General features: G+C 73.3%; 19 protein-coding genes and 2 pseudogenes. 7 read left to right on the forward strand and 14 right to left on the reverse strand.

Annotated elements, in window-relative coordinates; genetic code table 11:
* Nucleotides 1–44: 44 nt before the first annotated feature.
* A complete protein-coding gene (locus BX285_RS33450; protein ID WP_143685936.1) occupies nucleotides 45–548 on the reverse strand; it encodes a hypothetical protein in 504 nt (167 codons plus the stop codon).
* Nucleotides 549–922: 374 nt separating this feature from the next.
* Between BX285_RS33450 and BX285_RS33455 the strand changes: the two genes are divergently transcribed.
* Both BX285_RS33455 and BX285_RS33460 read left to right on the forward strand, forming a co-directional pair.
* The gene (locus BX285_RS33455; protein WP_097241147.1) at nucleotides 923–1,321 is read left to right on the forward strand and encodes a hypothetical protein; all 399 of its coding nucleotides are present in this window, start codon (nucleotides 923–925) and stop codon (nucleotides 1,319–1,321) included.
* 105 nt (nucleotides 1,322–1,426) lie between these two features.
* Nucleotides 1,427–1,831: a hypothetical protein gene (locus BX285_RS33460; RefSeq protein ID WP_097241146.1), complete on the forward strand. Its 405-nt coding sequence runs from the start codon at nucleotides 1,427–1,429 to the stop codon at nucleotides 1,829–1,831.
* A gap of 17 nt (nucleotides 1,832–1,848) precedes the next feature.
* Here the strand turns inward: BX285_RS33460 and BX285_RS33465 are convergent, their stop codons facing one another.
* Complete coding sequence (locus BX285_RS33465) at nucleotides 1,849–2,070, reverse strand: hypothetical protein (RefSeq protein ID WP_121179357.1); 222 nt, start codon at nucleotides 2,068–2,070, stop codon at nucleotides 1,849–1,851.
* Nucleotides 2,071–2,455: 385 nt separating this feature from the next.
* Nucleotides 2,456–3,337 (reverse strand): NAD(+)/NADH kinase, encoded by an 882-nt coding sequence (locus BX285_RS33475; protein ID WP_220784012.1) that lies wholly within the window; start codon nucleotides 3,335–3,337, stop codon nucleotides 2,456–2,458.
* A gap of 208 nt (nucleotides 3,338–3,545) precedes the next feature.
* Between BX285_RS33475 and BX285_RS33480 the strand changes: the two genes are divergently transcribed.
* Complete coding sequence (locus BX285_RS33480; protein WP_097241145.1) at nucleotides 3,546–5,417, forward strand: glycoside hydrolase family 15 protein; 1,872 nt, start codon at nucleotides 3,546–3,548, stop codon at nucleotides 5,415–5,417.
* A gap of 63 nt (nucleotides 5,418–5,480) precedes the next feature.
* Here the strand turns inward: BX285_RS33480 and BX285_RS33485 are convergent, their stop codons facing one another.
* Nucleotides 5,481–6,104 carry a phosphatase PAP2 family protein gene (locus BX285_RS33485; RefSeq protein WP_121179359.1) on the reverse strand — a complete coding sequence of 208 codons (624 nt, stop codon included), beginning with the start codon at nucleotides 6,102–6,104 and terminating at the stop codon, nucleotides 5,481–5,483.
* A complete protein-coding gene (locus BX285_RS33490; protein ID WP_121179360.1) occupies nucleotides 6,097–7,506 on the reverse strand; it encodes a diacylglycerol kinase family protein in 1,410 nt (469 codons plus the stop codon). The genes BX285_RS33485 and BX285_RS33490 overlap by 8 nt, the downstream gene beginning before the upstream one ends.
* 350 nt (nucleotides 7,507–7,856) lie before the next feature.
* Between BX285_RS33490 and BX285_RS33495 the strand changes: the two genes are divergently transcribed.
* Entirely contained in the window at nucleotides 7,857–9,194 is a 1,338-nt protein-coding gene (locus BX285_RS33495; protein WP_121179361.1) for a S28 family serine protease, read from the forward strand.
* Nucleotides 9,195–9,215: 21 nt separating this feature from the next.
* Here BX285_RS33495 and BX285_RS33500 read toward each other — a convergent pair whose 3' ends face one another.
* Both BX285_RS33500 and BX285_RS38870 read right to left on the reverse strand, forming a co-directional pair.
* Nucleotides 9,216–9,512 carry a hypothetical protein gene (locus tag BX285_RS33500; protein WP_097241141.1) on the reverse strand — a complete coding sequence of 99 codons (297 nt, stop codon included), beginning with the start codon at nucleotides 9,510–9,512 and terminating at the stop codon, nucleotides 9,216–9,218.
* A 483-nt stretch (nucleotides 9,513–9,995) separates the two neighbouring features.
* Complete coding sequence (locus tag BX285_RS38870; RefSeq protein WP_259470987.1) at nucleotides 9,996–10,163, reverse strand: hypothetical protein; 168 nt, start codon at nucleotides 10,161–10,163, stop codon at nucleotides 9,996–9,998.
* Between the two features lie 37 nt (nucleotides 10,164–10,200).
* Between BX285_RS38870 and BX285_RS38875 the strand changes: the two are divergent.
* Nucleotides 10,201–10,434: pseudogene (locus BX285_RS38875) on the forward strand (phosphatase PAP2 family protein); the annotation flags it as partial.
* Nucleotides 10,435–10,677: 243 nt separating this feature from the next.
* Here BX285_RS38875 and BX285_RS33510 read toward each other — a convergent pair.
* Nucleotides 10,678–11,424 (reverse strand): response regulator transcription factor, encoded by a 747-nt coding sequence (locus BX285_RS33510; RefSeq protein ID WP_398901736.1) that lies wholly within the window; start codon nucleotides 11,422–11,424, stop codon nucleotides 10,678–10,680.
* Nucleotides 11,425–11,431: 7 nt separating this feature from the next.
* On the reverse strand, nucleotides 11,432–12,859 hold the full coding sequence (locus BX285_RS33515; protein WP_147465279.1) for a sensor histidine kinase: 1,428 nt from the start codon (nucleotides 12,857–12,859) through the stop codon (nucleotides 11,432–11,434).
* Between the two features lie 133 nt (nucleotides 12,860–12,992).
* Here BX285_RS33515 and BX285_RS33520 point away from each other — a divergent pair.
* Nucleotides 12,993–13,502: pseudogene (locus tag BX285_RS33520) on the forward strand (alpha-L-arabinofuranosidase); the annotation flags it as partial.
* Nucleotides 13,503–13,551: 49 nt separating this feature from the next.
* Here BX285_RS33520 and BX285_RS33525 read toward each other — a convergent pair.
* Nucleotides 13,552–14,037, reverse strand: coding sequence for an NUDIX domain-containing protein (locus tag BX285_RS33525; protein WP_097241138.1), 486 nt, complete (start codon nucleotides 14,035–14,037; stop codon nucleotides 13,552–13,554).
* A 180-nt stretch (nucleotides 14,038–14,217) separates the two neighbouring features.
* Nucleotides 14,218–14,796, reverse strand: coding sequence for a TetR/AcrR family transcriptional regulator (locus tag BX285_RS33530; RefSeq protein ID WP_121179363.1), 579 nt, complete (start codon nucleotides 14,794–14,796; stop codon nucleotides 14,218–14,220).
* Nucleotides 14,797–14,986: 190 nt separating this feature from the next.
* On the opposite strand from BX285_RS33530, the gene BX285_RS33535 reads away from it, so the two are divergent.
* The gene (locus BX285_RS33535; RefSeq protein WP_121179364.1) at nucleotides 14,987–15,412 is read left to right on the forward strand and encodes a DUF4267 domain-containing protein; all 426 of its coding nucleotides are present in this window, start codon (nucleotides 14,987–14,989) and stop codon (nucleotides 15,410–15,412) included.
* A 29-nt stretch (nucleotides 15,413–15,441) separates the two neighbouring features.
* On the opposite strand, the gene BX285_RS33540 is transcribed toward BX285_RS33535, so the two are convergent.
* From BX285_RS33540 to BX285_RS33550, 3 genes are all read right to left on the reverse strand, one after another.
* Nucleotides 15,442–16,026 carry a hypothetical protein gene (locus BX285_RS33540; protein WP_097241135.1) on the reverse strand — a complete coding sequence of 195 codons (585 nt, stop codon included), beginning with the start codon at nucleotides 16,024–16,026 and terminating at the stop codon, nucleotides 15,442–15,444.
* A 40-nt stretch (nucleotides 16,027–16,066) separates the two neighbouring features.
* Nucleotides 16,067–16,534, reverse strand: coding sequence for a hypothetical protein (locus BX285_RS33545; RefSeq protein WP_121179365.1), 468 nt, complete (start codon nucleotides 16,532–16,534; stop codon nucleotides 16,067–16,069).
* A 148-nt stretch (nucleotides 16,535–16,682) separates the two neighbouring features.
* Nucleotides 16,683–17,933, reverse strand: coding sequence for a threonine/serine exporter family protein (locus BX285_RS33550; RefSeq protein WP_121179366.1), 1,251 nt, complete (start codon nucleotides 17,931–17,933; stop codon nucleotides 16,683–16,685).
* Nucleotides 17,934–18,081 lie beyond the last annotated feature (148 nt).

The following is an 18,081-nucleotide window of genomic DNA, read 5'->3' on the forward strand; positions in this document are numbered from 1 at the left end:
TGTGGGCGATGGGCCGGGGGCGTGGGCCGTGGGCGACGACCCGGTCAGCACCGGTAGCTTCCCCAGGTGTTCGGGGACGGCGTTCCGGTGTGGAAGTCCCACCAGGCGGAGCCCTGGTCGATCGAGCACGTGTTGTAGACCCAGCCCAGGAAGGCGGTGAACTGCATGCTCGGGTACCCGTCGATGGAGGCCGGCGGCGTCGTGTAGTCCGAGAAGGACGAGTTGCCGCTGGAGACGTTCCTGACGACGGCGGGCGCGGCCTTGTTGTTGTAGAGCGAGAGGTCCACGTTCCAGCCCGAGTGGTGGGACGTGAAGGTGGAGTCGACGTGGAAGTGCGCCTCGACGCTGCGGCAGGCCGGGGCGTAGAGGAGTTCCACGAAGCCGACGTACTCGCCCTGCGAGGTGCGGATGTCCTGCGTCCCGTAGCGGCCGGTGTAGGAGCACGAGGCCGCGGCGGCCGGGCTCGCCGCCGCGGTGTCCGCGATCCCGGCGAGGAGGGAGGCGCCGATCAGCGCCCCGATCATGAGCTTCCTGCGTATGGCGGGCATGACGGCCTTTCCGGGGGTGGGTGGGTTCGGCGGGGTCGGCACCAGGACGGCACCAGGACGGCACCGTGCTGGTCCCGCCCCTTCGTCCGCACACCAGGGTGCCGGTCACGAGGGGGACGGGGAACGACGTTGACCGGACGTTGGCCTGACACTCGCGGGCCCCGCCGCCCGGACCGTCCCTTTCCTCCCCCCTCCCCGGAGCGCCCGCCGTACGGAAGTGTCCGGTCAACGACGGGTCAACGTCGTGGTGGGCCGACACGTCCGACGGCAAGGATGGACGCCGAACCGCCCGCCACCACGCGGCAGTCGGCACCACCGGTGGTACGGCCGGCTCGCAACGGATCGTTCCTTCCGTCCGAATCGAAGGGGAAGACATGCAGTTCAAGTCGGGGCGTCGAGTCGCCTCCCTCGCCGCGGTGACCGCGCTGACCGTCACGGGGCTGGGGCTCGCCTCGGGAACCGCGTCCGCCGCGACCGGAGTCGACTCCAACTCCGCGCACGGCGTGGAGATCACGGGCTGGCACACGTCGGACGAGAACCCGTGGGTGTCCGCCCGGCTGTGCAACTACCAGAGCTCGGCGAACAGCTTCTATTTCTGGATCAGGGACACGGCGGGCCACTACGTCACCAGCCCGGGGCACGTCACCCCCGTCCTCGCGCCCGGCCAGTGTGACTACGTCTCCGGCGAGGGCTACGGCAGCACCCCGATCCAGGTCTACGCGAGGTCCGGAAGCTCCTGGACCTTCGGCACCGACCCGATCTACCTCGGCTGACAGCCGGACGGACACCGCTTCGGCCGAGCGACCCAGCCGGCCGATCCTTCACAGGAGGAAGACGTGAGAGCGAAACGACTCACGGCGCTCGGAGCTGCGGCTCTGGTGACCGCCGTCGGCCTGAACGTGGGTGTGGCCGGAACCGCAAGCGCGAACGGAGGTTGCCGCGGCCAGACGGACCCGGGCACCTACCCCGAGTCCATTCAGCTGAACCCGTGCATGGTCACGGACGGCGGATGGGTCGCCGGGGTCATCACGCCGGAGACGGACATCCAGGTGTGGTACTCGATCATGGACAAGCCGGCCTGGCAGTCAGGAGGGCCGATCTACACGGTCGTACCACCCACCAATCTGGGCATCATCGGTCCGGCCATCGGTCCCGACTGGGGCCGGAAGGTGTACAGCGGCCACATCGCCATGGCGACGAGCCACTGTTACTACCTGCGCGTGTGGTTCGTCGACGGATCGACCACGTACGGGTACGCGGAGTCTCCCGGCGCCTGTGTGTGAGCCCGGCGCTCCCGACACTAGCGGCGGCGCTTGCCGCGGTACTCCGGGCAGGGGCAGATCCTGCCGTTCGGGTACAGCTCGCCGACGTCGAAGTCGTCCCCGCTGCAGGACCCCGTGCCGTCGCGGTGGTCGGCGCGCTGGTGCTTGCAGCTCCGGCAGCCCTCGGAGGGGGTGACGAGGAAGGTCAGCACGACCATCAGGACGATCGCGCCGACGCAGAAGACCGGGAGGATCGCCATCAGGACTCCGGGGCCGGGCGCTCCCAGAACGGGAGGTCCGCTTCCGTCTGCCCGCACCGGCACTCCCCGCAGGCCCGGTCACGGTGCAGGTGCCGCTCGTGCCCGCACAGCGCGCACGGCTCGGGGCCCGCTTCCACGGCTTCCTCCTCGGGGCGGAACCCCGCGCACGGACACCCCACCGCACAGTGCCCCCGGTAGGAGGCGTGCCGCTGCCGGGAGTGCCCGCACTCCTCGCAGGCGAGCCTTCCCCACGCGTACACCGCCATCCGCCCTCCCTCGCTCTGCTCTCCGCAGACATCCTGACGCCGTCCTGACGCGGACCTGACGGCCTCTCAGGCTGCCATCTCCCCGCGCGTCGCGGTACCCCCGGGCGCGTGCGGGTGGGTCAGCCGTGCTCCGCTGAGCCGGTGAGCCGGAGCTTGCGCTGGGCCCGCTGGTAGAACGTGGTCCGGCCGAGCCGCACCACGCGGGCGGCGGCGGGCAGCATGGTCACCTCGACGACGCCGCCCGGTGCGAGCCGGCCGACCAGGAGGCCGTCGGCCTCCACCGCGAGGTCGCCGCTGTGCGGCAGGACCTCCAGTTCGAGCCGTTCGCCGCTGGAGAGGAACACCGAGCGGTTGAAGGCGGCGTGCGGAGCCACCGGGGTGATCAGCAGCCCCTCCGCGTTGGGGGAGACGATCGGCCCGCCGGCGGAGAAGCTGTACGCGGTGGAGCCGGTCGGTGTGGCGACGACCACCGCGTCGGCGGTGTAGGCCACGAAGGGCTCGCCCTGCACCCGTACGGCCACCGCCGCGGACTTGTGCCCCGGGCTGCGCAGGAGCACGACGTCGTTGAGCGCCGTCTCCTGCTGGGCGTTGCCGGTGTCCCCGGCGTCCCCGAAGCGGGCGTGGACGGCGGAGCGGGCCTCCAGCGTGAACCGCTGGGCGTCGATCGCGTCCAGCGCGGCCGGCAGCTCCGGGATGTCGACCTCGGCGAGGAAGCCCAGGCGTCCGACGTTGACGCCCAGGACCGGCGCACGGCCCCGGGTCGCCAGTCGCATGGTGCGCAGCATGGTGCCGTCCCCGCCGAGGCTGATCAGCAGGTCGGCGCTCGCGGTCAGCTCCTCGGGCCCGACCGGGATGGCCTCGCAGCCGATCCGGGCCACCTCCGTCGCCAGCCCCAGGACCTTCGTCCCCCGGGCCCGGCTCCACCGGACCACGGCGTCCACGGTGGGCGCGCAGGTGCGCTCGGGGTGGAGCACCAGCCCCACCGTGCCGATGAATCCCATTCCGGGCACCTCGATGTCGGCCAGGCCACTGTTGCTCCCTCCAGTCACGCACAGCCGCCCGCGGGCTTCAACGTCAACGTCAACGTCAACGTCAACGTCGACGGCAACTTCAAGGGCAACGTCACCGCCGGAGATCTAGCATGGACAGAGCAATGTTTCGGCTCCGGGCCCGCGTCCGGGCCCGCGCCGCAGCGGCGGGGAGGTCGACATGGCGTTCGACACCACTGGCTTCGGGCAGGCGGAAAGCTCCCGCTACCTGCCGATCTCCGAGCACGGCCTGATCGGCGATCTGCGGACGACCGCCCTGGTCGGCACGAACGGCACCATCGACTGGTACTGCTGCCCGCGCTTCGACGCGCCCAGCGTGTTCGGGGCCATCCTGGACGCCGACCGGGGCGGGTCGTTCGAGCTGGCCGCGGACGTCCCGGCGCGCACCCGGCAGTTCTACTTCCCGGACACCAACGTGCTGATCACGCGGTTCTTCGCCGCCGACGGGGTGGCGGAGATCCAGGACTTCATGCCCGTGGCCGAAGGGTCGGCTTCGTCGACGGCATCGGCATCCTCGACGGCCTCGGCCGAGGCGGCCCGGCACCGGCTGATCCGGCGGGTCGTCTGCGTCCGGGGGACCCTCCCGTTCAGGGCGCGGATCGCCCCCCGCTTCGGCTACGGCGCCGAACCGCACACCGTGCACCTGGAAGGCGACAAGGCGGTGTTCCGCGCCCCCTCGCTGACGCTCGCGCTCACCTCCACCGCCCCGCTGGAGCCGGCGACCGACGGCCGGGACGTCTGGTCGCACTTCAAGCTCCTCGAAGGCGAGTCCCACGTGTTCGCGCTCGACCAGGTCGGCGACGACGTCCCGGTCCGCTCGTGCCCGCGCGCCGAGGCCCAGGAGGAGGCGGAGGCGACCGTACGGTTCTGGCGCCACTGGCTGTCCCGCTCCCGGTACCACGGCCGGTGGCGGGAGATGGTGCACCGTTCCGCGCTGCTCCTGAAGCTGCTCACCTACGCGCCGACCGGTGCGATCGTCGCCGCACCGACCACCAGCCTGCCCGAGCGGATCGGCGGCGGACGCAACTGGGACTACCGGTACGTGTGGGTCCGCGACGCCGCCTTCTGCGTCTACGCGCTGCTGCGCCTCGGGTTCACCTCGGAGGCCGAGGCGTTCATCGGCTTCCTCTGCGATCGCCTGCGCGGCCCCGCCGCCACCGGACCGCTGCAGATCATGTACGGCATCGACGGGCGCACCGAGCTGCCCGAGTACGAGCTGCCGCACCTGGAGGGCCACCTCGGCTCCGCACCGGTGCGGGTCGGCAACGCCGCCACCGGCCAGCTCCAGCTGGACATCTACGGAGCGATGATCGACTCCGTCTACCTGTACGACAAGTGGGGCCAGCCCATCAGCAGCGACGCCTGGGAGGACATCGGCGCGGTGGCGGACTGGCTCTGCGAGCACTGGGACCAGCCCGACGAGGGGATCTGGGAGACCCGCGGGGGCCGCAGGAACTTCGTGTACTCACGGCTGATGTGCTGGGTGGCGCTGGAACGGGCGATGCGGATGGCGACCCGCCGCGGACTGCCCGCCGACCTGCCCCGCTGGCGGCAGTCCCGGGACGCGATCTATCACCAGATCATGCGGCGCGGCTGGTCGAGCGAGCGCCAGGCGTTCGTCCAGTCCCTGGACGACGGCGAGCTGGACGCGTCGCTGCTGATGATGCCGATGGCCAAGTTCCTCTCGCCCACCGACCCCAAGTGGCTCTCCACCCTGGACGCCCTCAGCAGCGGCCTGGTCTCCGACTCCCTGGTCTACCGCTACGACCCGACCACCAGCCCCGACGGCCTGCAGGGCCCCGAGGGCACCTTCTCCATCTGCTCGTTCTGGTACGTCGAGGCGCTGGCCCGGGCGGGCCGGCTGGAGGAGGCCCGGCTGGCCTTCGAGAAGATGCTCACCTACGCGAACCACGTCGGCCTGTTCGCCGAGGAGATCGGCCGCACCGGCGAACAACTCGGCAACTTCCCGCAGGCGTTCACCCATCTCTCGCTGATCAGCGCCGCCTTCAACCTGGACCGCGCCCTGGGGTGACGCGGCCACCGGGGGCTGCCCGGTCGACTGCGAGGTTCACCCGTCGGGTTCGCCCTTCGAGGCTCATCCTTCGGCGAGCTGCAGCGGTACGTGCACGACGGCCAGGGCCGCTGCCGCGGCCGCAAAGCCGAGGACGGCGCCGGCCGCGACGTCGCCCGGGTAGTGCACGCCCGTGTGGACGCGGGAGTAGCCGACGGCCACCGCCAGCGCCCCGAGCGGCACCGCCGCCGGGGGCAGCACGACGCTGACCGCGGTGGCGAAGGCCGTCGCCGACGCGGTGTGCCCGGACGGGAAGGACGCCGACTCCGGCATCGGCACCTGCCGGGACACGATCACCCGGGCCCGCTCTCGGTCGGGCCTGCGCCGGTGGACCATCCGCTTGCCGATCAGGTTCGCGGCCACCGAGGCCAGGGCGACGGCGGCGACCCCGACCACGGCCGCCTGCCGGGGCCGGCCGGGGACCAGGGCGAGGCCGGCGGCGACGGTCAGCGAGATCTTCGAGTGGTCGGCCGCGCGGGACAGTCGGCGCAGCGCCGAGTCCAGGGCCGGGGTGGGGGTGGCGGCCACGGCCGCGTACAGGGCTCCGTCGATCGCGCGCAGGTCGGTGAGCACGTCGGCAGGGGATGTCGTCCGGTGGTTCCGCTCCTTCCGCCCGTTCCGCCCGTTCCGCTCGTTCCGCTCAGTCATGGGCCTGCCCTCCGGAATCCCGTCCCCTGGAGCCGTGCTCGCCGGAGTCCCGCTCGCCGCGGTTGAACGCGAGGGCCGCGAGCAACCGCCAGTCCATCCGGGGGATGGCCGGGGCGCCGACGCCCGGGCGGTCGCGCGGCACCAGGACCCGCAGGGCGCCCGGGCGCAGCGTGCACACCACCGGTGTGGGCATCTGCAGCGCCTCGCCGTCGACGGCCACCGGGATCTCGTCCTGGTCGCGCTGAGGGTGGTCGGAGGTCACCTCGACCCGCCGCGCGGTCAGCACGGTCAGCCCGGTGGACTGCGAGCCCCGGACGGCCAGGTCCGCCGCCTGCGTCGCACTCTCCACCCGGATGCCCAGCACGCCCAGTACGCCGCCGTCGAGCCGCGACCGGCGGCCGCCGCCGTCCAGCTCGGCGGGGGAAGCGTACGGGTTGTTGCTGACCAGCAGCGCCTGTTGGCCCGAGAGCGAGGCGGGCGCGGGGTCGTCGACCCGGCCGTCGATGCGGGCGTCGACCCGCCGTACGCCCTCGCCCACCAGCAGGTCCGGCAGGAGGTTGAGCATGGTGCCCGCCTTGTCGTCGCGGTACTCGGGGCGCTGCACGATGTCCGCGTACACCCCGAAGGAGACGGTGTTGACGAAGGCCCGGCCCGCGACCTCGCCGAGGTCGACCCGCAGCTCCTCGCCGTCGGTCAGCGCGTCCAGGCAGCGCGCGGGGTCGGAGCGGTCGAGGCCGAGGTCCATGGCGAAGTGGTTGCGGGTGCCGGCGCAGATCACCAGGAACGGCAGTCCGTGCTCGGCGGCGACCGCCGCGACCAGGGCCTGGGTGCCGTCGCCGCCCGCGACGCCGAGCAGGTCGGCGCCGTCGGCCACCGCCTCGCGGGCGAGCGCGGCGACGTCGGCGTGGACGGCGGGGTCGAGCAGCACCACCCGGGCGCCGAGCCGCTCCGCCCGCTCCACCAGCCCGAAACGGCCGACCTTCCCGCCGCCCGACTTCGGGTTCATGATCAGCACCGGCCGCCGGGGCCGCGGCACCTGCTGTGGGCGCTGCGCCCGCTGGGCGTGCGCCCGGCGCAGTGCCTCCCGCGCGAGCACCAGCGCCGCGCCCCAGAGGAGGAAGAGGAGCAGCGCCGTCAGCCACAGGTCCCGGTAGACGAACAGCACCAGGACTCCGACGGGCGCCGCGACCGCGAGGAACGCCCCGAGGACCCGCACCAGTCCGCGGTACGCCACGAACCACCAGAGGCCGGCCGCCCAGACGACCAGTTCGAGGAAGCCGGCCACGATCACCACCAGGCTGCCCGAGCCCACCGCGAACAGCAGCGCGACCACGGCGCCGACCGCGGCCAGCAGCGCACACCGCGCGAGCACCCGCGCGGTCAGGCTCCGCTCGGAGCTCACCTGCCGTGTCCCGTCGATCTCGTCCTCCCCATGCTGTGTTCGTGCCTTGAGTGCCCTGAGTGCCTTGAGCCCGTGTGAGCAGCCTGCCCATTTTCCGACCCGTGAGCACCTCGGCCGCGCCGTCCCGGTGAAGGGCAGTGGGCGACGCCGGGGTTGACACGGTCGGATCGAACCCGCAGCGGAGGCCGAACCGACCGGACCGACGAGACGACGTCACCCGGGTCACCTGCCCGGGACCAGGGGCGTGCGGCTCCCTCCCAGGAGGGAGACGGGAGCCCTCTGCGGCGGGATCCGCCCCGGGCGGCGCGCCGGTTGACTGGCGGTCGACGACGATCCGGGGAGGAAGACCCATGATGCGCACGCGAATCGGACGGCTGGTGGCGCAGGCCGCGGCGGTGGTGGTGCTGGCCGGGACGGCCGTGATGCCCGCCGCGGCGGCTGCGCAGGCCGGCCCAACCGGACCGGCCGACATCCGGGCGGCCATCGAGGCGGTGCCGGGCCTGCGGATCGTGGAGGAGAAGCCGGCCGCGCCCGGGTTCCGGTTCTTCGTCCTGACGCTGCACCAGCCCGCCGACCACCGCCACCCCGAGCAGGGCGGCTTCGAGCAGCGCCTCACCCTCCTGCACCGCGGTACCGACCGCCCCACCGTGCTCTACACCAGCGGTTACGGACTCTCCACCGGCCAGTACCGCTCGGAGCCCGCCGAGCTGGTGGACGGCAACCAGGTCAGCACCGAGCAGCGGTTCTTCGGCACCTCCCGGCCCGAGCCCGCCGACTGGAACGACCTCGACATCCGGCAGGCCGCCGCCGACCACCACCACGTGATCGAGGCGCTGAAGGCCGTCTACCGGGCCCCGTGGATCTCCACCGGCGGCAGCAAGGGCGGCATGACCACCGTCTACCACCGCCGCTTCTACCCGCGGGACGTGGCCGGCTCCATCGCCTACTCCGCGCCGAACAACATCGACGACCGCGAGGACGCCGCCTACCTCGCCTTCCTGCGCACGGTCGGCACCCCCGAGTGCCGCACCGCCCTGCAGGCCGCGCAGCGCGCCCTGCTGGAGCGCCGCACCGCTCTGGTCGCCCGCTACCAGGCCTGGGCGGACGCCAGGGGTGACGGCTTCCGGCTGGTCGGCAGCGCCGACAAGGCCTTCGAGATCGCCGTCCTGCGCGCGCCGTTCATGTTCTGGCAGGGCCGGGGCCAGGCCGCCTGCCCGGCCGTACCGGCCCCGGACGCCTCCGATGACACGCTCTACGGCTGGCTCTCCGAGGTCGCCCAACTGCCGGTCTACGCCGACTCGGTGGCGAACCAGTTCGTCCCGTACTTCTACCAACTGGGCACCCAGCTCGGCTACTTCCAGGTCGATACCGACCACCTCGCCGACCTGGTCCGCTACCCCGGTGCCACCGAACCGCGCACCTTCGTCCCCCGCGACGTCCCGCTGCACTACCGGCCGCAGGCGATGCGCGACGTGGACCGCTGGGTCCGCACCCACGGCGAGCACCTGATGTTCGTCAACGGTGCCGCCGACCCGTCCGTCGCCGAACCCTTCCGCCTCGGCGACGGTTCCCGGGACTCCTGCCTCTACCAGGTTCCGGGGGGCACGCACGCAGCCCGGATCGCCCAACTGCCCACCGCCGACGCCACCGCAGCCACCGCGACCCTGCGCCGCTGGGCGGGGGTGTAGCGGGCGACACCGGGCAGGCCCCTAGGAGGTCACCACGTTGGACGCCTCGTAGATCTTGGGCTCGGTCTCGGGCATCCCGGCCTCCCGCATCAGCGGGGCGATCTTCTCCACGAACCGCTGGAACGCCTCCTTGGACTCCCAGACGTCCGTCACGTGCCAACCGTCCGGGGTGGGTCCGGCGCAGTGCGAGATGAGCCCCGGTACCGGCCAGTCCGAGCGCGACCTCACGACGCCGCGCCCCCCGGTCATCTTGTCGGTGACCTCCTCGTACTGGGCCCGGGTGCCGCCCGGAATGTCGAACACGATGATGACGGCCATGCTGAACCTCACTTTTCGATCGACTACCGCCGGTGCTACCGGCCGGGTCCAGCTGACCAGCCACGCCTGCGGTCGGCACGGGGAGCGCGGCCGTACGAGGGCTTCGCAGTCTTCGCGCGGCCCGGGGGTGGGGGCACGGGCACGGGCTGGTCGCCGTCGATGACGACTCATCGACGACAACTCATCGATGACGACTCATCGACGGCAGCTCATCGATGTCAACCCTGACGATCGTCAAGGTCGCTGCCTGGCTTTCGGGTCGGGTCCTGGCAGGCCCTGCGCTCCTACTGTCCCAGGCATGACGAGCATGACGACGAGAACGGGCAGGAAGAGGGCAGCCGGGAACGGCCCGGCCGCGGGTGTGCGGGTGGCCGGTGCGGCGGCGCTGCTGGGTACGGGCGCCGGCGTGGTCGGATGGCTGGCACCGGCCGGCGGGGGAGCGGACGGGCCGCTCCGGGTGGTCACCGGTGCGTCCGCCTCCGGCTACCGGCGGGTGGCCGGTGCGGTCGCGGACGCGCCGGAGGCCGTGGCCGGGCTCCTGGCGCCGGCCACCGAGGCCGGGTTGCTGGTGCTGGGGCTGCTGCTGGCGCTGTGCTGGTGGTCGGCGCGCGGGCGCCGGGCGGCCGGTACCGTCGCGGGAGTGGTGCTCACCGGCCTCGGCACGGTGCTCGCGTACGGGGCGAGCGAGGTGCTGAAGGTCCTGATCGACGAGGAGCGACCCTGCCGCGCCCTGCCCGGGCTGCCGGCCAGTGCTGCGGCCGACTGCCCGCCGCCCGGTGACTGGTCGTTCCCCAGTAACCACGCGACCCTGGCCGTGGCCCTGGCCACCGGTCTGGTGCTGCTGCGCCCGCGGTGGGCGTGGCTGGTCGTCCCGGTCGGCCTGGCGACGGCCGCACTGCGCGTGGCCGCCGGGGTGCACTACCCACACGACGTGGTGGCCGGGGCGGTGCTCGGCGGCACGATCACGGCGGCGGTGGTTCTCGCGCTGCTGCCGTCCGTGACGGCGGCGGTCGGCGCGCTGGGCGGGGTCCGGTTGCTCGGCACGCTGCTGCTGGCGCCGGGGCGAATACCACCCACCACCGCCGTCCCCGCCGCTGTCCCCGCCTCCGTCCCCGTGCCGGCCTCCGTACCGGTGCCTGGCGTCGGCCCGGCCTCCGTGCCCGGGTCAGCCCCGGGCGTCGGCGCCCAGCCCGGCCTCGTGGGCGAGTACGGCGGCGGCCGCCCGGTTGGCCACCCCCAGTCGCGCCAGGACGGAGCTGACGTGGGCCTTCACCGTCCCTTCCACGACGCCGATCCGGCGGGCGATCTGCCCGTTGGACAGCCCGGCCGCGACCAGGGCCAGCACGTCCCGTTCCCGGGCGGTCAGCGCGGCGACCTGTTCCCGGGCGGCGGCGCGCCGGTCGGCCGGGCCGCCCACCCCGGTGGCGGCGAGGTGGGCCACCACCCGGGCGGCCACCTTGGGTGAGAGGTAGGCGGCGCCGTCCGCCACTGCCCGGACGCCGGCGATCAGTTCCTCCGGTTCGCCGGACTTGACCAGGAACCCGTTGGCGCCGCCGCCGAGGGCCCGCAGGATGTAGTCGTCCTCGCCGAAGGTCGTCAGCATGACGATCCCGGTGGCGGCCCCGGAGCGGGTGGTCGCAGCTGCCCGGCGGATCTCTGCGGCGGCGGCGATGCCGTCCGCGCCGGGCATCCGGATGTCCAGCACGGCGACGTCCGGGCGGTGCCGCCGGACCAGTTCGACCGCCTCGCGGCCGTCCCCGGTCTCGGCGACGACCTCGATCCCCGGATCGGTCGTCAGGACGGCGCGCACGCCCGCGCGCACCATCGGCTCGTCGTCCGCGATCACCACCCGGATCGCTGCGTCGGCCGTGGCCTGGGCCGCCGGTGCCGGGGTGCCCGCTCCGCCGTTCAACGGGCGCTCACTCGACCAGGGCGTCCAGGGAGACCAGCACGTCCCCCCGGAAGCAGAGCCGGTACGCGTCCCCGGACCGGTCGTCGTCGAACGCCGCGGCCGTCATCGCGTAGTACTCGCACGTCACTCCTTCTCCCCGGGGCGGTGGATCGCCCACTGACGGATGGTACGGAACCTGGTGCTCCGGCAGGAACGGCTGCACCGTCGCCCGGTCCTGCCCGACCCGCAGCGACGCGTAGTCGGCCGGGTCCAGCACGGCGCGTCCGGCCGTGTGGACGGCCCACCCGCGCAGCACCGTGACCAGTGCCAGCGCGGTGAGCAGCGGCACCAGGACGACCGCCACCACCATCCGGACCACCCGGCGGCGGGCGTGGCGCAGTTCCCGGGCCGGCGAGACGGCCGCCGGCCCGGGCGCGGGGGAGGGGACGGACACGGCGGCGGAGCGCGGGAGGCGGGCGGACACCTCGAAGCCCCCGCCCCCGGCGCGGGGCCCGTGCTCGAAGGTGCCGCCCGCCAGGCGCACCCGCTCGGCCAGGCCGAGCAGGCCCCGGCCGCCGGTGCCCGGCACAGCCACCGGGGTGGCGGGCGGGGCGGCGGGCGGTGCGGCGGGCGGTGCGTTCACCGGGGCTGCCGTCGGGGCTGCCGGCGCGGCCGCCGTCGGGGCCACGGCCGGGGCGTCGTTGGCCACCCGGACGTGGGCGCCCTCCGGCGTGTACGTCACCCGCACGGTGACCGGCGCGCCCGCGGCGTGCTTGGTGGCGTTGGTCAGCCCCTCCTGCACCACCCGGTACGCGGCGTGCTCGGCCGCGCGCGGCATGCCGTCCGCCTCCCCGGTGACCGTGAGCCGCACGTCTAGGCCGGCCGCGGCCGCCTCCTGCACCAGCTGCGGGATGCCGGCATCCGCGGGGCCGGGGGCGGCGCGCCCCTCGGCCTCCTCGCGCAGGACGCCGATCACCTCGCCCAGACGCTCGACCGCGGCCGCCGCACCCGCCCGGATCTCCTGGGCCGCCTGCCGGTGCGGCGGGGCCAGGTCGGGTGCCAGCTTCAGTGCGCCGGCCCGCAGGGCGATCAGGCTCAGGTCATGGCCGAGGGCGTCGTGCATGTCCTGCGCGATCCGCGCCCGTTCGCGCAACCGGGCCTGCTCGGCGACCAGTTGCTGTTCGCGCTCGGCCCGCTCCGCCCGCTCCCACCCGGCCCGCACCAGTTCCTGCGACTGCCGCCAGAACCGGCCCACCATCCACGGGCCCATCCCGGCGCAGACCAGCAGGGACACGAACGACGTCCCCCGCACCGTCCACGCCGGTACGGCCACCACCGCCAGGACGCCGACGGCGACCAGCACCCCCAGCACCACCACCGCCGGCCGGGCCCGCTCCATGCGCAGGCCGGCCAGGAACGCCGCCGCGATCGCGGCCAACACCCACCAGATGGCCACCGAACCCAGCCCGACCGCGCCCGCCGCCACCGCCAGCAGCCCCCGGTCCACCCATCGCGTACTCGTCCACACCCCCCTGACCCTACGGATCACGCGGCGCCCGCCAAATCTGTCGAAAGTCATCTACTCGTCGGTCAACTACACCACCGACGTCGTCACGGTCTCGGCGCCGCAGGTCTACTTCGACCCCGGGTACGACGCGATCGACGGCGACATGACGGTGGGCGTGAACGGCGTCAACTACCTCTACTTCAAGAACAACAGGAACGGGACACTGCTGGGCGCCCGCTCCACCTCGCTCGCCCCGGGCAGCTCCACACCCTTCACCCCGGCCGTCTCACACGGCGGCACCGAGGCCCCTACCGTCGTCAAGTCCCTCACCTCCAGTACCTCCTGGATGTGGGGCGACACCTACACGCCCAACGGCGTCTTCTACTCCTGGCAGACCACCGACCTGGCGGTCGGCACCTGGACCCCGCTCGACCAGAAGACCTGCACCCAGTCGCTCAACTCCAAGCACTGCGGCATCACGACCGTCGCCACCGCCGAGTACGACAACCTGCTCGCCAAGTGGGGTGCACCGGACTGGAACCGGCTCAAGTCATACAACTTCCCGACCCGGTACCTCCGGCACTCCGACTACCCCTGCGCATCGACGCGCGCAGCCGCGCGTCGGTGTCGGCCCATCGCCCTCACGCGCCGACCAGGGTGCGCGGGTCGAAGCGTTCGTCGTCCCAGCCGTGGGTGGAGAAGCCGCGTCCGCCCGAGAAGTGGAGGGTGAGGGCGGCGTGCGCGGTCGGGAACATCGGCAGCGGCGGCGCGTCGGCCGGGGACCAGGTGACGGCGAGGTGCTTGTCCGGCTCGGTGTTCGTCAGCTCGCCGCGCCAGGTGGTGGCGAGGAACACCGACAGCAGGAACGGGCCCTTGCCGTCCCAGCCGGCCCGGACCTGGATCGTGTGCACGAGCCGCAGGTCCTCCGGGTCGGTGATCAGCCCGGTCTCCTCGCGGAGTTCGCGGGCGGCGGCCTGGTCGAGGCGTTCGCCGACCTCGACCTTGCCGCCGGGGATCGTCCACGCCGGTGTCGTGCTCCAGCTGTTCGCGGCGTAGTGGATCGTCGCTACCAGCTGCCGGGCCCGGTCATGGGCGATGACCGCCACGGCTTGGCGAAGGCTCTCCACGGTGCTACCTCCGGGAGTGTTCGGGGACGGGGACTCGGGGTACTCGGGGGACTCGGTACGGCCGGCGCGTGCTCATGTCGGCCAGGTGGTGGTCGAAGCGGGTCACACGTTCTTCCCGCCGGGCCGGTCGGCCGCTGTGGCGAGCAGCGGCAGGTAGTGGGTCATAGCGTGTACGGCCCGTCAGAGCACGGCGAGTCGGTCCACGAGCAGGTCCAGCCTCGGCTCGGTGTCCTCCGGGGGCAGCCGTCCTGCGCGGGTCAGGGTGGCCAGTCCGTGCAGGGCTGCCCAGAAGGTCTCGGTGAACAGTCCGGGGTGGATGCCGTCCCCGGCGACCTCGCCGAGGCTTTCCAGCAGGGCGGCGAAGGCGTCCTTCAGGGGTTCCGGGGTGTCCTCGTGGGCGAAGGCCAAGCCGCCGTCGAGCTCGAAGATGGCGTCGTAGACCGCCGGGTTGCGGGCGGCGAAGTCGAGGTAGGCGCGGGCGAGGGCGGCGACCCGGGCGCGCGGGCCGTCGGCGGCCGAGGTCGCCGCCCGTACCGCCGCGGCCAGCTCGGCGGCGCCCTCCAGAGCGACGGCGCCGATGATCTCGCGCTTGCCGCGGAAGTGGCTGTAGAGGACGGGCTGGCTGTACTCGATGCGCTCGGCGAGGCGGCGGGTGGTGACCGCGTCCCAGCCGTCCTGCTCGGCGAGTTCGCGGGCCGTCGCCACGATGAGGCGCTCGCGCTCCGCCCGTTCGCGCTGCTTGCGTTCCTGTACCGACATGATTCGATCCTAGCACCGCTAGACAATCGAACGGCAGTAGTACTAGCGTTGCCTTGGCATCTAGCGGCGCTAGATTTCGGCGGGGCGCCTTTCGGCGAAACCGACCCGACCTGCGGGAATGCAGCACCGCACGACTCAGCAAGCTCCACGAAGCTCACCAAGCCGACGAAGACTCGCAAGGAGAAGAACCGTGTCGCTGAAGAAGATCAACACCGTCCTGGCCGCCGCCTTCATCTTGTTCATCCTCTGGTTCGGGTCGGAGTTCATCCTCAGCCCGGAGACCACGGCGCCGGGCTTCGGCCTGCCGAGCTGGCCGTCCGGGGACGGCGGCGGCTTCCTGGTCGTCAAGGGGGTCCGCGACGTCGTCATGGCCCTGGTCCTGGGCGTCCTGCTGGTGACGGGCCAGCGCCGGGCGCTGGGCTGGGCGCTGCTGGTGGAGGCCCTGGCCGCGTACGGTGACATGGCCAACGTGCTGGCCCACCACGGCTCCGTGGCCATCGCGTTCGGCATCCACTGCCTGACCGCGACGCTGATGGTGGTCAACGGCCTGCTGATCATGCGCGAGACGCGCAAGGTCGCGGCCGCTCCGGCAGTGATCGCCCCGCAGCCGGCCTGACGGCCACCTCGGCGCCTGTCGGCGCTCGCCTAGCGCGCGGCTCCGGCCGCGCGGCGGAAGCTCCGGGCCACGTCGGCGAAGGGGAGGTCCTTCAGCACGTCGGCCGGTACCGAGGCGTAGTCCTCGCCGAACTCGGTCCGGAACTCGTCCGCGAAGCGCAGGCCCAGGCGGTAGTGCGCGCTGACGAAGTCGCCGTCCGGCAGCCGGAAGTCGTCCGGGACGCGCAGGCCGAGCCGGACCAGCACGAACCTCAGGAAGTCCACCACGCTGGGAACGGTCACCTCCCGGATCTCGTCCAGGCTGGGCACGGAAGCGGGCACGGGTGCGGTAGCGGTGACGGTGGCTGCGGGTGGCCGCCCGTTCGGCGTCACGGAGCGGGCGGACACGCGGCTGTCCCTCATCAGAACGGCCTGGACGACGGCCGCGCAGTACTCGTCCTCGAACCGGAAGGTCACCGGCCACGCCCGGTCGATCAGGAGCACGTGCAGGAGGTCGTGCTTGAGCACCCTGTCCTTCACCGTCCCGCACGGCAGGAAGTACGCGATGTCGAACACGGGGAGTGCACCCATCGACGCCGTCAGCACGTCGAGGACGCTGGAGGTCGGTTCCGCCATGGGGACAGGAAAGGCGGACCGCGCGGGGACCGTCAAGCGCTCAGCCGGAGGACGGCGGGATGCCGACGGCTGTCGGCCCGATGGCACCGGGGCCCGGCAGCTGGCGGCGGGCGGTGCGCAGGAGGTCGGCGGCCTCGCGCAGGTGCCGGCAGGCCATGGCGGGGGCGGCGGCGCAGGACGGGGGCAGCAGCCAGCGTTCGGCGGCGTGGACGGAGCCGAGCGCACCGGTCAGGGCGTGGTGGGCCGGGCGCAGTGCCGAGGACTCGGCGCTCTCGTGCACGGTGCGGGTGAGCAGGACGGCCAGGTCCTCGGTGTCCGGCCATGCACCGTCGGTGAAGTCGTGGCCCCACCAGGACAGTTGGGAGGCGCACACCTCGACCCATCTCTCCAGCCGATCCTCCCAGCTCGCGGGCCCGGTGCTCGCGGTCGCGGCGCGCGCGGGCCGGGCGGTCGGGAGCTGGGGCTGGGACTGGGACTGATGCTGGGGCGGGTTCGGGGTGATCGGCACACGGACATGATCCGCCCACGGAGTGCCGCCATGTGGGGGAATCGCGGGAATCCGTGGATGATCCGTTGCGCGACCGCGCACGCCACGCCCTGGGTCGCGCGCCCCCGAACCCGTCCGCCCGCTCGCCAGGGTCGTCCTGCCCGTACCGTCAGGCCCGCAGGTGCAGCAGGGCGGCCGTGGGCCGGGGGATGCGGCTGATCACCGAGCCGATCAGGGTGCCGACGGAGACGCCGAACACGGCCGACACGGCGGTCAGGACGGCGTGCGCCCCGTTGCCGACCTCGATCTGCGCGGTGTTGAGCAGGCCGAAGGAGCCGGGGACGACGATCCAGAAGGCCGGGAGGTAGAGCACCTGCCAGGAGGAGCCGCGCCGCAGCCAGTGCGCGACGGTGGCGGCGGCCGCGGCGGTGACCGCGCCGGCCAGGCCGCCGACCGCCGCGCCGTTGGCGGTGGTCACCGTGACCTGCACACAGGCCGTCACCGCGATCACCGCCACGATCCACGGGATGGCGGTCGGCGGGGTGTTGACGTTGATCACGACGCCGGCCACGGCGAGCGCCAGGCCCAGGCAGATCATCCACCAACTGGGCTTCGCCACCTGGGTGTTGGCCAGGGCGGAGGCGGGGACGCCGGTGGCGGTGGCGGCGGCGACCACGCCGGTGAGGAAGAGCGCCAGCTGGACGGAGCCGGACACCAGCCGGGCGGTCCCGGCGCTGGCCGCGCCCGCGGCGATCTCCGACAGGCCGGTCACCAGGAGGCCGCCCGGCAGCAGGATCGCCAGGGTGGCGACGATCGTGCGCAGCGGCCCGTCCAGCAGCGAGGCGCGGGCGGCGGCCAGGACGAGGACGGAGACCAGGAAGCCGGCGGTGACCGGTAGCAGCGGTCGCACCAGCGGCAGTCGGCGGGCCGTCATGGTGAGGCCCACCACGATCAGCGAGCCGATCGCGGTGACGAGGACGTTCACCGCCACCGGCTGCAGGTAGAGGCAGAGCCCGACCCCGACCGGCAGGATCCCCAGGTCGGCGACCCAGGCGGGCCAGCGGGCCGGCGCCCGGCGGATCGCGTCCAGGTCGCGCAGCGCCTGGTGCCCGTCGAGTCCGCCCGCGCGCAGCCGGTGCACCAGGTCGAGGACGTCGGCCGTCTGCTCGAACCGCAGCGCGGCGCCGACGGGCTCGAACGCGGCCGCGTCGTCCGCGTCCAGCGCGACGAAGAGCCCGGTGGTCAGGGCGGCGACCCGTACGTCGGGCGCCCCCAGGGCCCGTCCGAGCCCGCGCAGCTCCTCCTCCACGTCGTGGACGGGCAGGCCGCCGCTCAACAGGCCCGCACCGAGTTCGAGCAGGAGGCGGCGTCGCGGGTCGGGCGGGGAGGTGTCCCGATCCGGCGGAGATGTGCTGAACATGGCGGATATGGTCGCATGCGGTCGGTTTGCCGCCCCGGGCGGGCGCCGCTGAGGTGCGTGACGCGCAATGCCGCAGGGGCCGCAGCGCCTGCGCGCGCTGCGGCCCCCGCGGTTCCTGTGGCCCGGTGGTTCCTGTGGCCCGATGGTC

The sequence above is a fragment of the Streptomyces sp. 1114.5 genome (assembly GCF_003635085.1).
Taxonomy (GTDB): domain Bacteria; phylum Actinomycetota; class Actinomycetes; order Streptomycetales; family Streptomycetaceae; genus Kitasatospora.

Bases quoted from the DNA above. Each gene is read 5' to 3' on its own strand.
- BX285_RS33495 (WP_121179361.1), top strand. From the start codon at position 7,857: ATGATGCGCACGCGAATCGGACGGCTGGTGGCGCAGGCCGCGGCGGTG.
- BX285_RS33500 (WP_097241141.1), bottom strand. From the start codon at position 9,512: ATGGCCGTCATCATCGTGTTCGACATTCCGGGCGGCACCCGGGCCCAG.
- BX285_RS33485 (WP_121179359.1), bottom strand. From the start codon at position 6,104: ATGACTGAGCGGAACGAGCGGAACGGGCGGAACGGGCGGAAGGAGCGG.
- BX285_RS33480 (WP_097241145.1), top strand. From the start codon at position 3,546: ATGGCGTTCGACACCACTGGCTTCGGGCAGGCGGAAAGCTCCCGCTAC.
- BX285_RS33530 (WP_121179363.1), bottom strand. From the start codon at position 14,796: ATGTCGGTACAGGAACGCAAGCAGCGCGAACGGGCGGAGCGCGAGCGC.
- BX285_RS33550 (WP_121179366.1), bottom strand. From the start codon at position 17,933: ATGTTCAGCACATCTCCGCCGGATCGGGACACCTCCCCGCCCGACCCG.
- BX285_RS33475 (WP_220784012.1), bottom strand. From the start codon at position 3,337: ATGGGATTCATCGGCACGGTGGGGCTGGTGCTCCACCCCGAGCGCACC.
- BX285_RS33455 (WP_097241147.1), top strand. From the start codon at position 923: ATGCAGTTCAAGTCGGGGCGTCGAGTCGCCTCCCTCGCCGCGGTGACC.
- BX285_RS33465 (WP_121179357.1), bottom strand. From the start codon at position 2,070: ATGGCGATCCTCCCGGTCTTCTGCGTCGGCGCGATCGTCCTGATGGTC.
- BX285_RS33540 (WP_097241135.1), bottom strand. From the start codon at position 16,026: ATGGCGGAACCGACCTCCAGCGTCCTCGACGTGCTGACGGCGTCGATG.
- BX285_RS33450 (WP_143685936.1), bottom strand. From the start codon at position 548: ATGCCCGCCATACGCAGGAAGCTCATGATCGGGGCGCTGATCGGCGCC.